Origin of the sequence: Dorea sp. 210702-DFI.3.125 (genome assembly GCF_020560945.1) — a bacterium.
GTDB lineage: Bacteria > Bacillota > Clostridia > Lachnospirales > Lachnospiraceae > Dorea > Dorea formicigenerans.
In genome coordinates, this window is the sequence record NZ_JAJCNF010000009.1 from 62535 (window position 1) to 75954 (window position 13420).

A 13420-nucleotide genomic window follows, 5' to 3' on the forward strand; every position below is an offset into this window, starting at 1 on the left:
AGCCGACCACTTGCCCAGTCGACCCGCCGCCCTGTTAGGAACCGTCGCACTGGGCATCCTTGCGGAACGTTAGTTTGCGAAAATACGAACAAGGAAATACTGCAATAAGAGGTATGCCAAGAAAATATAAAAATCTTGCATACTTTTTTTGATTGAACATTTTGTGAAATGGAATTATACTGTGTATAATGTGAAACAGACAAATCGGGATTTGAAAGGATGATGATATGATGGATAAATTAAAAAAGAACATGGTTTTCTACCTACTGTTGCTGATAGATTTTTATATCGTTCCTTGGTTTATAAAAAACACAGGAAGTGCAATGATTGTTATGTTAGTAATTATTCCTCTAATATGTTTAATAACCTCTGTTTTTTATGGGATTAGGAATGGTTTTAACTTCTGGTATATTTTGATTGTAGCAATAATGTTTGCGCCATCTATATTTATATTTTATAACTCAAGTGCATGGGTTTATGTAGTTGGATATGCTGTTATTGCATTATTGGGAAATTTAATAGCATTGCCATTAGGAAAAAGATAACTTCAAGTTTGTATGCGACAAACATTTGAACACTTTTTGAACACCGCAACCGTGATGAAGTCTTCAAAGCCCCTTTCTATCAGTATTTGAGATTAAGAAAAACGGTTCGATTCCGGTCTGCGGCATTAGTTAAAAATGGGAGAAACGTTGAATTTACAGCGTTTCTCTTATTTTTTTGTTTTAAAATGTTTGAACACCTTTGAACACTTTATGATGAAATACCAAGATTCTGAAAAGCAAGCCTGTCATTCTTCCTCTTATTGACATTCCGCAAGTAATGCAATGTTGTAGCTGTCTCACTATGTCCCATTAAATAACTAAGGGTTGTAAGATTATTTCCGTCAAAAGCTGTTGAAGCATTGTAAAAGCGGATTTTATGACTGGAATGATAAGGAACACCGGCTTCTTTGCAATATTTCTTCAAACGGCGATTAAAGCTGTCTGTTGTCATAATCTCGCCGTTGGGTTCAAAGACATATATTCCATTTGGATTTAATTCCTTTGCTTTGTGAAGAATTTTAAGTGCTTCGTCTGTAAGGAACTGTTTACGGAATCCATGAGAAGTATTTCCTTTCATTTGATTTACTACTTTTACTTTTCGGCTTGAGAATGTTAAATCATCATTCAATGTACGTTCACAGGTCGCCTGTCTGTGAAGATATACAAGCCTGTTATTGTAGTCAATATCTTCCCAACGGATAGCTTTTGTTTCTCCAACACGGATAAAGAGATAGAAAGATAACTGTATTGCAAGAGAATATGGTTCTATGATACACCGAAGATAATTTAATAACTTATGCGTATCATCACGGGAAAATACATTGTCACTTTGTACTTCTACTGGCTTATAGGTAAACTGTTTGAAATTCACATCAGAGACAGGATTATGTGATATAATTTCTTCTTCAATCGCATAACTCATGATTCCATTCAAAACAGAACGGGCATTACTGACTCGCTTGTGCGTGAACTGTCGGTCTTTTGTAGCTTCTCTGAAAAAGCGGATAAGCGTGATTGGTTTGATTTCGCCTATCTTCATTTTAACAAGTTCTGTATCTTTGAAAAATCTATTCCATTCAGATACATATTCTTGAATTGTTTTTGCTTTTACGGAAGTATAATCTCTTTTATACAAAAGCCATTCAGCATATAATTCTTCTAGTGTGACATTCTGACGGTTTTCAGCTTTCTGCTTTTCGATATAAAATCTGATGATTTCTTTTTCAAGGTTCTCTTTACTCTTCCTCTTAACAGGACGGCGTTTGTTAGGTTTGGTTTCATCGGGTAAATAAGTACGCCAGCTTTTTTCTGATTCCGAGTAATAAATTTCATATTTGTGATTCTTCAAGATTTTTTTATTTGCCATAATTTTAAAATCTTTGAAGACTTCATCTGTGGTCATGTTAGCACAGGTGGCTAACGTATTCAATAATGTTATATCTGAAAACGTAACGGGATTATCCATAAGATTCCCCCTTTACGCAAGGATTTTCTTTTTTAATTTTGATGTAGATAACACTGCTGTCCTTTAAGCATGAACCAGTAGATAAGAAAGCGTTGGTATCGTAAATTTGCCTTGTGTATTCTTTCTGAAAGACGATATTTTCTTTTTGTAAGTCATGTAAAATGTCTTCGGTCAGCATGACTTTTGTTTCGTGTGGAACTTTCAGATTTTGAGATTTAAAAAAGGCTTTTTTCTTATGTTCTTTCAAATCAAGGTCTTTTCCAAAATACTTGCTAAGATAACGACCTCTGTTTTCTTTGCTGTCTACATCAATGCGATTGATTTTAATAAATCCATGTGACCATAAATTCTGTAATTTTTCTTTTGCTATATACGGAAAATCAAAGAAAATAACATGATAATGGATTGCTCCACGCTTCTGTTTCTCCCACGTTGCAAGGTATTTTAATAACTGGGTTTTGGTATGGTACAAATAATAATTTAATCGCTGGATAAAATACTTAAATTCACGGTTAGTTATCAGGATTTCCTGAATGTTTTCTTTAAATGTCAGCGTTACAAATTTTGTTTTGTTATCAAAGTTGCAGTCAACAATACGGGCAATATCCCAACGAGCCTGTTCGTAATGTTTCTGCTTGCGTTTTAAACTGTCATATTGCTTATGAGCTGACATTTCATCAAATTTTTTTCGGTTACTTGTGTCTGTTAAATCTGCCTTTTCTTTCGAGTGAATAAAAATAGGGTTTTCGTAAATATATACTTCTTTTGTAGTAGGAGTTTCAATGATTTTCGTATTGTATGCAAAACACTCTTTTGTTTTGCTCACGAATCTCACCTCATATCCCAATTTTTGTAATGAATGTTCCGATTGTTTTCGGAAGATGTTGTTTTATATATCAAGTATAGAGGTCAGCCAGTTCAGCACCTATGACGTTGTCCGGCACTGACTGGCTGACATAGTAGGGAAATTATTTCATTCCCACTTTTCTGATATTGGAAGCTTCTGCTTTGACAGAAAGACGTCCATTATAGAGACTAGCCCAAGTATGTAATCCATCAAATGAGACTGGAATCTGCCCTTTTTGTTCAAGTTCTTCGTTGGTAACAATCGCTGTGTTAGCTTTAATGCCTACTTTGACTTTTTCAAACTTTAATTTTGGAAGAAGAACTGTATAGTAGAATCCTAATTTTTCTTTTGTAGAAAAGTCTACCCAGTCAGAAACTTCTACTAACTGAAATTCCTCTTGCAGTTTGTCTGGATTTAAAATAAAGTCATTTCCTCTAATCATCGTTTCACCTCCTTACGAATATCTGATTATCAGATATTAAGATAATCTTATGATAAAACAAGCGTTACAGAATGTCAATAGAAAATATCTGAATATCCGATAAAAAGATTGACAGAGAAAATTTGATGAAATATAATGTGCTTATAAAGGAGGTTCGCTATGAATAAAATAAAAGAATTGCGGAAAGAAAAGAATATAACCGTTGCGGAACTTGCAAAAGAATTAGGCATTTCACAAAGTATGCTTACGAACTATGAAAATGGAAACGGAACGCCGAGAGATGAATCTATATGGGAAAAATTATCACAGATATTCGGCGTGAGTAAAAGCCACGTTATGGGATTAACTACGGATATTGAAACAGCAAATAAGACAAAACAGTTGAAAGTGGTTGTGGATACATCTCAGCCGATCTCAATACAACCGAAGAATCAGACAGACCTTGATGTATTGATAAAACTGGATTTGATAGACAGTGAAGACATGGAAGAAGTGTCAGAATTTCTTGATAAACTGTTGGCACAGGAGAAATATGAGGGACGGAGAGAATCAAACGTTAAATATGTCGTTGAGTAGAAAATGCTTCTCAGCCGACCACTTGCCCAGTCGACCCGCCGCCCTGTTAGGAACCGTCGCACTGGGCATCCTTGCGGAACGTTAGTTTGCGAAAATACGAACAAGGAAATACTGCAATAAGAGGTATGCCAAGAAAATATAAAAATCTTGCATACTTTTTTTGATTGAACATTTTGTGAAATGGAATTATACTGTGTATAATGTGAAACAGACAAATCGGGATTTGAAAGGATGATGATATGATGGATAAATTAAAAAAGAACATGGTTTTCTACCTACTGTTGCTGATAGATTTTTATATCGTTCCTTGGTTTATAAAAAACACAGGAAGTGCAATGATTGTTATGTTAGTAATTATTCCTCTAATATGTTTAATAACCTCTGTTTTTTATGGGATTAGGAATGGTTTTAACTTCTGGTATATTTTGATTGTAGCAATAATGTTTGCGCCATCTATATTTATATTTTATAACTCAAGTGCATGGGTTTATGTAGTTGGATATGCTGTTATTGCATTATTGGGAAATTTAATAGCATTGCCATTAGGAAAAAGATAACTTCAAGTTTGTATGCGACAAACATTTGAACACTTTTTGAACACCGCAACCGTGATGAAGTCTTCAAAGCCCCTTTCTATCAGTATTTGAGATTAAGAAAAACGGTTCGATTCCGGTCTGCGGCATTTATTTGAAAAGTCTTAAACTTTTTTTGCAAAGTTTAAGACTTTTTTCTTGTCTTTTGCAAATTATTTTTCATTATGTTATTATAAGATTGTTTAAGAGTGAAAGATTGGAGGAGAGATGATAATGACTTTATTTGAATTATTACAAACTCCACTTATGAAAAATGCAGTTGTAGAACATGGAAATGCAAATTTAGATTCAGATGTTACTTGGTGTTCGCCAGATATTGCTCTCAGATTTGATAATTGGATTATACCAGGTCTTCTTCTTGTATATACCGGAGAATTAGAAGAACAGGAGTTTAAAAATGTGTATAAAGCATTACAAGAATGTAATGCTTCAGGAATCTTGGTATTTGACGATAAACCATTTGAGGATGGGTGCTTATATGGAAAACAGTTGAAGTGTTATGATAATCAAAGAATTCCTGTCATACATATGCCGGTATATACGAATATGTTAAGTTTTACGAAACAATTGTCGGTTGTTCTTGCTACAAATTTTGAAAATGAAAGATATGTAGAAAATTGGTTACGGGAAATTTGTTATTCAGGAAATGAAGTTTGTGATAGAAATATTGTGGGCGAACGGTTTGGCTATTATTCGCAAAACAAGTACATATGTATGATTTTGAGGCTCGAAAAGAAACGGGACGAACATTCAATAGGAGTAGAAATGAATTTGAAACAGGCAGAAGGAATTGTTTCAAATTATGTGACACAGAAAAACGAAAACGTACTTTCTTTTTTAGATGGAGAGACTGTGATTTCATTTGTTCCCTTTCCAAATAATATTCGAAGAAGTGTGGTTCATGAAGAATTAAAAAATGTTTTTGAAGAGATAAAAAAGGTCATTTCAGGAAGAATTTGGAGTGCGGTAGTAGGCTCTTTGGTGAAAAATCTGGATGATTTTAGAAAGAGTTATTTAGATGCAATACAGACAGAAAATGTAGTATATGAACTAAAAAACCAGATTCAATTTTATGATGACTGGTATGCACACATATTTATATTAAAGAGATCAGAGGAAGAATTAGAGCAGTTGGTAGACCAAGTGTTAGACCCGTTGTTTGAACATCAGGATCTATTGCAACTACTTGCTGTTTATTATACTTATGGAGAGGATTTAAAAGCAACAGCAGAACGTTTGTTTATTCATGTTAATACAGTAAAATATCGATTGAAAAAAGTGGATGAGATTCTTGGATATAATTCAAGAGAATCAAATGCCAGATTTCGATTACAATTAGCAATTATTGCATATCAGCATTTACAACAAAATGAATGCAAAGTTTAGAAAATAAATAACAGAAAATATAGAATATTAAAGAAGGAGAATTAATTTGTCAGAAAATACAAAAATCTTCTTCTTTTTTTGTTTTAAAAAACAATGATTTCATATTTCTATAAAACTATAATATACATACAGTAAGACAAGGAATCAGAGACCTTGAAAAAAGATAATATGTTATGTAAGGAGGAAATGGCATGTCACAGAGAAATTTTGAAAAATTGAATGACAAAGGATCTCAACTTATTGCGGAAAGTAACAGGATTACTGACATTACAGATTCGAAATGGGGACACCCGGATGGAGCAGATTTCTGGTACATAGATCCGGCTTTAAATATTGAGACGGCAACTTTGTACAACCCAGAAGTTTCGGATGAAGAAAAACTTAAGTTGGGAAAAAAGAGACAACAGGCATATTATGATCAGTGGTGGAGTACAGAACATACCTGCGATATCGAAAAATACGAAGTGCCAGGGTGTGAAGAAGAGCCTGACACACCAGTGGAAGTGTGGGTAGTGAAACCTAAAAATATAAAACCACGTAAGAATCGTGTGCTTTACTATGTGGTTGGAGGAGCACTCGTTTCACTGAATCCTAATGCATATCCGATTGAGCGACTTTGTGAGGAACATAAATGCATTGGTATTGTTCCGATTTATCGACTTTCATGGGAGGCAAAGTATCCGGCTGCAATCAATGACCTACATGCAGCATATAAATGGATGAATGAAAATGCGGATATGCTTGGTATTCATCCAAACAAAGTTGTATTGAGTGGATCAAGTACAGGCGGACACCTTGCATTGGCATTAGCATTCCGTCTGAAGAGATATGGATATAGTCCAAGAGGAATTGTAACGGTTAGTGCACAGACAGACGATAGAGAGAAAGATGGATCTTCTTTCTATAGTGGTGTATGGGATTCTGTTGAACAGCATGATGGATTATATCAATGGTTAGGTAGAAACTTTGATTCTAACAGGGTAGGACCAGAGGCACTTGCTAATCATGCAACAGTAGAGGATTGTATTGGATTCCCGCCAACATTTATGTATCAAAGTGAAATGGATCCGGATATTTTTGGAAATATTGAATTTTACACGAAGCTTTTGAAAGCACATTCATTTGCTGAATATCATGTGTTTGGAGGAGCTCATCATAACAATGGAGTATGGTCAGTCATTAAGAATTGTGGTGAACCAAATGATTACTCTATTCGTATTGCACAAATGTTTGATAGCAATATAGAAGACTGTTTTAAATATGATTTAAGAAGACCATGGGTTGTGGAAGATTATAAAGCTGCGTTTAAAGAAAAATTTGGTGAGTAATGGCATTTCATAAAAAATGAAAAGAGGTACAGGTATGAATGTAGATTTTTATGAATATGATGAGTTGGGTTATGCAGTAGATCCGGAAAGTGATACAAAAGAAATTACTGTAATTTTGGTTGGAAAACAAACGGTAAAAGCAAATCCAAGACCAGCAGTAATTTATGTAACGGGTGGAGCAATTAACGAATCTTATGAAAAACTTGAAGAATTAAAGAAATATTGTGCAGATAATAAAGTCGTATTTCTGTGCCCAAAGGCAACGGATGTGGAAGAATTGGCAAAAACATATCAGTATGCTGTTGGTAATTTTAAAAAATTGAATATTGTTCCAGAAGAAATTTCAGTAAAATCAGACGATGATCATACAAAGCAGGCAGAAGAGTTAGTTGATTATGTATTGGATGAGTATGATGCGGAGTTGGATACAGTCGAAAAATTTTCATTATAGGTAAATATTGTAACTTAATAATATAAATATTTGTAACACATGTTTTTTCTCTTTCAAGATTAATTAAAAAGCCCTAATGCTGCAACATTAGGGCTTTTTGTGCAGTATAGAGAAGTGTACAAATTCTGAACATTCTGAATTTATGAAGAGTGAAAGATATAGAATGAAGTGGTAACATTAAATTAGAAAGAAAAGTTATTGCAGTAACTTTTTTTGAAAATTAATTCCGAAGGAAAAAATATCATGTGTTATGAATAGGGATTAAGAAACCAGGGAGGTAAAAAAATGGGACTTGAAAAATTTAGAATTCGTGATGATGTTAAATGGGCACATCCAGAACTGGAGCAGGCATATGCACTGATGGGAAATTCTGTTGGATATGCAGAAGTACTTTTAAATGATGATCTGTCATTTGAAGAACGACAGGAATTTGCAGCACATGCGGAAGATGGATTTAAAGATTACCTGCCAGATTATGATTGGAGCCGTGTAACAGAATATGAAGCAAAAGGTTGTATTGATGAACCAGATGCTCCAAAAGTAAAAGTTCTTGTTGCAAATCCAAGAGAAGGGAAATGGCGTTATAAGAGAAATAGTCCATGCATTCTTATAATTCCAGGCGGAGGACTTACAACATGTTTCCGCTTTACAGCTGCAATTGAAGATTGGGCAGATAAGTATGGAGTTCCGGTAGCAACCTTTAATTACCGCACACTTTGTATGGGCGCTCAGTATCCACAACCGATGAATGATTGTGAAGCTGCATATAATTTCCTTACAGAGCATGCAAAAGAACTGAATATTAGTGCTAATAAGATTATTATTCATGGTAATAGTTCTGGTGGACATTTGTCATTGGCTCTGTGTCACAGACTGAAAAAACGTGGAATCACACCACGCGGTTGTCTGGTATGGGTGCCGATTATTGATGATCGTCCGTTGCCACAATATCGCTCATTAAGTATAAATTCTGCATTTTGGGGTGGCTCTGATGCTGCACAATCTGCACGTCAATACTTAGGAAAAATGAACAATATGGTTGATGTTCCGGCAGAAGCATTCCCAGGACGTGCTACGGTAGAAGAATGTGTAGGATTACCACCAACATTCATTCATGCTATGGCTAATGATAATGGTGTGGATCAGGCTTATGATTATGCAAGTAAACTTGCAGCTGCAGGTGTTTATGTTGAACTTCATAACTGGGGCGGAAGTCAGCATTGTTCATTGTCAACAGCAGCAAATGTATTGGATAAAGACGATCCAACAGCAGAGTATGCACAGCTGTTTAATGCAGTGAATGAAAAGGAATTCAAGGATATGTTTGAAAACGATTTAAGACGTCCATGGACAGTCGAAGAATTTAATGAAAAGAACTGATTGAAATAATCAGATGAAAAGGTGATTATTATGGTAGAATTTAAAGAATATGAAGGACTTGGATACTTTATTGACCCAGAGAGTGATACAAAACAGGTGTTTATTCCATCCCCGCCGACTATGGCAACTGTAAAAATTAATCCAAGACCTGGGATTATTTATGTGACAGGTGGAAAAGTAAAAGAAGGATATGAGCAGTTGGAAGCGTTAAAGGATTATGCAGAAAAAAATAAAGTTGGAATTTTCTGTCCGACTTCTTTGGAGGCAGAAGAGATCTCTAAGACCTATCAGCATATCCAGAAAAGCGGAAAAGTGCTGAACATTAAAAGAAATGAATTGACAGTCATGGGAGATGCAGAACATATGGATGCTGCACAGGAAGCTGTAGATTATATGGTTGATGAATGTGATGCAGATATTGATGATGCAGAAGAGCTCACAATATAGATAGTTTTTAGAATCCTGTTTAATGAATGGGGCTGTTGCAAAAGTAGATAGATAATCTACTGGAGCAGCAGCTCCGTTTTTATGGGGCTGTGAAAAAAGAATAGTCCCCAAAAAAAGAAAGACCAAGAGTTTATAATGAACTCAAGGTCTTTCTTTCTGTTATAATTAACTTGCAATGAAAATTAATAACATAATCTATTCTAACCCAAAACAGGCAGTTTTGCCAATGCTAATTCAAGATTATTTGGACATCTGTGATCCAGTGCTGACTTTTGACAGATTTATGGGAGAAATCGAACTGGAGAAATATTTGAAAAATATTCCTCAACATTATACAGGAAGACTCAGATATGATCCGATCAGCATGCTGAAAACAGTTTTGTTTGGATTTATGGCGAATGGCTATATATCATTGCGTGAACTGGAGGATCAGTGTAAAATCAATCTCCGCTTCATGTATCTTATGGATCATCAAGCACCTTCTTACCGTACCTTCGGCTACTTCATCAACGAAGTACTTGCTGATTCCATTGAAGAAATATTTCAAGATATAAACAAAAAAATCTTCGAGACAGAGCATGTGGATCTTCAACATCTATACATTGATGGATCCAAGTTTGAAGCAAATGCGAATAAATACTTCTGGGTATGGAAAAAAGCAACCGAAAAATCCAGATACCGTCTCTTTGGTAAGATCACTACACTCTTTGAGGAAATCAATGAGGAACTTTCATGTACAGGTATGAAACTTTGTATCAATAGTGAGTACGCACCAGAGTATCTGAAGGAAGCTGCTGAACAGTATGCAGAAGTCTGGCAGATTAATGAAGCAATGTTTGTTCATGGCAGGGGACATCGCAAAACTACACAACAACGTCATTATGAGAAACTCAAAGAGTATGCTGCTAAGTTGGAAGAATACGTGGAAAAAATCAAAATCTGTGGAGAAGATCGCAACAACTACTCGAAAACAGATCATTCAGCCACTTTTATGCGAATCAAGACAGACTACATGGGAAATGACCAGTTGATTCCAGCTTATAATGTATAGGTCGGTGTTGCAGATGAATACATTGCTGTTGTTGATGTAAATCAGTATCTCTCAGATATGGATTGTTTTATTCCATTAATGAACAAGTTTTATACTACATATGGCTTCTATTCGAAGTACCCAGTAGCAGATGCCGGATATGGTTCTTACAACAATTACATCTTCTGTGAGCAGCAAGGAATGGAAAAATATATGAAGTTTCCCATGTTCAAGAAAGAGACTACGGACAAGAAGTATCATGAAGAGCCATTTCGTGCAGTAAATTTTCCAATCGGGGAAGACGGAAACATGCGTTGCCCAAACGGGAAAAACTTTTATCTTCAGTATCGAAAAAACGTAAAAGGGAACAAGTATGGGCGTCAGGAAGAAGTGTATCAGTGTGAAGACTGCTCCGGCTGTCCATACGCAAAACAATGTAAAAAGACAGACAAAAACCGTACTGTTCGGATCAACCGCGAACTTACAGCGATGCATCAGGAAGTGATAGAAAATCTCGAAAGTATCCAGGGAGCGCTTCTAAGGATGAACAGATCCATTCAGGCAGAAGGTACCTTTGGTATCATGAAAAACGACCGGTGGTACAAAAGAATTGTCCGAAGAGGAATAAAATCTGTATTGCTTGAAGTATTTCTCGTTTCTATCGGACACAATCTTTATAAATATCACAATAAACAGAAAAAGTTGCAGCTGCCGCATAGGAGTTCATAATAGCATTCTTATGGGGTAAGGGGAATTATACCATTTTTTATGTAATATAACTATTATTATAACCATAAGCAAAAGGACGCATGAAAAAACTCTCGTTTTTTCACACGCCCATAAAAAAGCCTCCGGCAGGATGCGCACTACGGCGTACAATGATGATGTCGCAAGCGTCTCAGTTTCACTTCGGTCGTTGCTAGACGAGCGTCACTGGCGCTCAGTAACGCCGCAGACGCTAGAATGTGCCGAGGCACAGTCTTTGTTATACCTTAAACAGAAAAGGATCTGTACTTTTGTTATTCAAATGTAATAACTTGTTCGGGGGTATGAAAGCTTTCGGATTTTTATACAGAGAGCAAGGGTATCGCTCAATCCTCTGATTTGATGATTTTGCGACACCCTCTGATAATATGATAATAAGAAAGTATATGTTTAAAACGACTGTAATGTTTGGACAGATGACTTTGATTCTCTTACTTTAATAATTCAGGCATTGGGTTAATTCCTGATGCCATGAAGATTCCGACAACGGTAGCAACAATTACACAGTATATGATGCAAGGAATAATGTTGGTCTTGATTAATTTACCTTCATTACCGCTGGTTCCAGTTGTAGCACATACAGATACGATATTGTTTACACATACCATATTTCCAATTGCACCACCACAGTTTTGAAGGGCTACAATCAATACCTGGGACATGCCTAGCAGAGAAGCTGTTTCAAATTGCAGGGAAGAAAATAAGGTGTTGGATACGGTACATGATCCTGACATAAAGGCGCCGAGTACACCGATAAATGGAGCGATAATAAAGTATGCACCATGAAAAATATTTGCTAGCGCATCTGCCATGACATATAACATACTACTGTTTGTATAATCAAAAGTATCAATTACTGTGGAAGCAACTTTTGCACCTATGTTAGCATTACTTGTGTAGCGATAAAGATTAACCATGGCAACACCGAAAAGTAATGCAATAGCAGCACCGGATATCTGACAAAAAGAATCTTTGATTGCTACCTTGGCTTCATGTTTACTCATTTTGTGAAGCAGAATGGTAATAAGAGCAATTAATGTAAATGGCATAATACCAGGATTCCATAAGAATTTAAAATCCCAGTTGATCGTGTCAAATCCAAGAATATGATCAATGTGCAGAATAAATGGTTCATCTGTGAGAATCGGTTTTATTTTGAAAAAGCCAACACGTGTTAAAACAAGGATAATACTGATGATTACGTATGGCATCCATGCTTTAACAGGCGACATACCTTTATCTTGTGGCTGGCTGACGGTTTGCGTTGAAAGCCAGCTTTGGTCGCCCCATTTTTCCACTCCATCAAAAGTCATAACTTCTTTTGGCATTAAAAATCCTTTTTTGGCAGCGAGGATTAAGATTGGCAATGCTGCAAGAAAAGCAACCATAGAAGTTAATTCTGGACCTACAAAAACTGCCATTGTAAGATAGAGAACTCCGACAACAACACCTGTAAGGATGCAGAATGGAAGTGCTTTTAATGCATCTTTAAAACTGTGGTTTTTTCCGAAGACTTTACAAAGGACACAAAGTCCGATAAAAATAATGAACAGACCACCAACCATATGTGGAATACAGGTCCATTTGGTCAGCATAGCGGTAAACTTATCCGGATCACCGCCAAGAGCTGTTACGGAAGAGGATACAACACTGGAAGCTGTCAGTGTTGGAACACCGACAGGCCCCGGGCAAACAGGTGTAGAGTTGTAAATTAAACATACAGCAGCTGCTGCCAACGGTGGGAATCCAAGTGAGATTAAGATTGGAGCAGAAAGTGCAGCAGGTGTTCCAAATCCGGCAGCGCCTTCGATAAATCCGGCAAATACATATCCTACAAGGATTGCTTGAATCCTGGCATCTTTTGTAATATTTGAAAAGATATTATTAATAGAAGCCATTGCGCCAGATTGTTTCAAAACATTCATAAGTAAGATTGCGCCAAAAATAATTGAAAGTGTTTCAAAAGCACTCAGAAAACCCGCAAGAGTCTGAGCACCAATTTCGAGTATTCCCATTTTCCAGATAAATCCGGCAACAAAACAGGCAACAAGCCAAGATGCGGGCAAGGCCCGTTTTGCCGGCCAGTTAAAGCCAACCATTAGTATGACGGTCAATAAAATAGGAATAGCAGCAATAAGTGCATACATAAAAAATCCCTCCTAAAA

General features: G+C 36.1%; 14 protein-coding genes. 10 read left to right on the top strand and 4 right to left on the bottom strand.

Features of this window, described 5'->3' with window-relative positions:
* The first annotated feature begins 227 nt into the window (after positions 1–227).
* Positions 228–545, top strand: a complete 318-nt coding sequence (locus tag LI164_RS06215) for a hypothetical protein (protein ID WP_081733101.1) — start codon at positions 228–230, stop codon at positions 543–545.
* A gap of 208 nt (positions 546–753) precedes the next feature.
* Here LI164_RS06215 and LI164_RS06220 read toward each other — a convergent pair whose 3' ends face one another.
* From LI164_RS06220 to LI164_RS06230, 3 genes are all read right to left on the bottom strand, one after another.
* The gene (locus LI164_RS06220) at positions 754–2010 is read right to left on the bottom strand and encodes a tyrosine-type recombinase/integrase (protein ID WP_004845968.1); all 1257 of its coding nucleotides are present in this window, start codon (positions 2008–2010) and stop codon (positions 754–756) included.
* Positions 2003–2836, bottom strand: a complete 834-nt coding sequence (locus LI164_RS06225; protein ID WP_173794097.1) for a Rep protein — start codon at positions 2834–2836, stop codon at positions 2003–2005. Before LI164_RS06225 ends, LI164_RS06220 begins: the two co-directional genes overlap by 8 nt.
* 142 nt (positions 2837–2978) lie before the next feature.
* Positions 2979–3299 (bottom strand): hypothetical protein, encoded by a 321-nt coding sequence (locus LI164_RS06230; RefSeq protein WP_005330993.1) that lies wholly within the window; start codon positions 3297–3299, stop codon positions 2979–2981.
* A 159-nt stretch (positions 3300–3458) separates the two neighbouring features.
* Here LI164_RS06230 and LI164_RS06235 point away from each other — a divergent pair, with 159 nt between their 5' ends.
* The 9 genes from LI164_RS06235 to LI164_RS16130 all read left to right on the top strand — a co-directional run bounded on the left by LI164_RS06235 (position 3459) and on the right by LI164_RS16130 (position 11219).
* Complete coding sequence (locus LI164_RS06235; protein WP_005424130.1) at positions 3459–3875, top strand: helix-turn-helix transcriptional regulator; 417 nt, start codon at positions 3459–3461, stop codon at positions 3873–3875.
* Positions 3876–4114: 239 nt separating this feature from the next.
* The gene (locus LI164_RS06240; protein ID WP_081733101.1) at positions 4115–4432 is read left to right on the top strand and encodes a hypothetical protein; all 318 of its coding nucleotides are present in this window, start codon (positions 4115–4117) and stop codon (positions 4430–4432) included.
* A gap of 249 nt (positions 4433–4681) precedes the next feature.
* Positions 4682–5854: a helix-turn-helix domain-containing protein gene (locus LI164_RS06245; RefSeq protein WP_227086893.1), complete on the top strand. Its 1173-nt coding sequence runs from the start codon at positions 4682–4684 to the stop codon at positions 5852–5854.
* Positions 5855–6045: 191 nt separating this feature from the next.
* The gene (locus LI164_RS06250) at positions 6046–7182 is read left to right on the top strand and encodes an alpha/beta hydrolase (protein ID WP_005330999.1); all 1137 of its coding nucleotides are present in this window, start codon (positions 6046–6048) and stop codon (positions 7180–7182) included.
* A gap of 34 nt (positions 7183–7216) precedes the next feature.
* A complete protein-coding gene (locus LI164_RS06255) occupies positions 7217–7633 on the top strand; it encodes a hypothetical protein (RefSeq protein ID WP_105309474.1) in 417 nt (138 codons plus the stop codon).
* 285 nt (positions 7634–7918) lie between these two features.
* Positions 7919–9013 (top strand): alpha/beta hydrolase, encoded by a 1095-nt coding sequence (locus LI164_RS06260; protein ID WP_005331004.1) that lies wholly within the window; start codon positions 7919–7921, stop codon positions 9011–9013.
* Between the two features lie 30 nt (positions 9014–9043).
* Positions 9044–9460 carry a hypothetical protein gene (locus tag LI164_RS06265; RefSeq protein ID WP_005331006.1) on the top strand — a complete coding sequence of 139 codons (417 nt, stop codon included), beginning with the start codon at positions 9044–9046 and terminating at the stop codon, positions 9458–9460.
* Between the two features lie 226 nt (positions 9461–9686).
* The gene (locus tag LI164_RS16125; RefSeq protein WP_242995519.1) at positions 9687–10511 is read left to right on the top strand and encodes a transposase; all 825 of its coding nucleotides are present in this window, start codon (positions 9687–9689) and stop codon (positions 10509–10511) included.
* 78 nt (positions 10512–10589) lie between these two features.
* The gene (locus LI164_RS16130; protein WP_005331010.1) at positions 10590–11219 is read left to right on the top strand and encodes a transposase; all 630 of its coding nucleotides are present in this window, start codon (positions 10590–10592) and stop codon (positions 11217–11219) included.
* A gap of 467 nt (positions 11220–11686) precedes the next feature.
* Here LI164_RS16130 and LI164_RS06275 read toward each other — a convergent pair whose 3' ends face one another.
* Positions 11687–13402: an L-lactate permease gene (locus LI164_RS06275; protein WP_005331011.1), complete on the bottom strand. Its 1716-nt coding sequence runs from the start codon at positions 13400–13402 to the stop codon at positions 11687–11689.
* Positions 13403–13420: the final 18 nt, after the last annotated feature.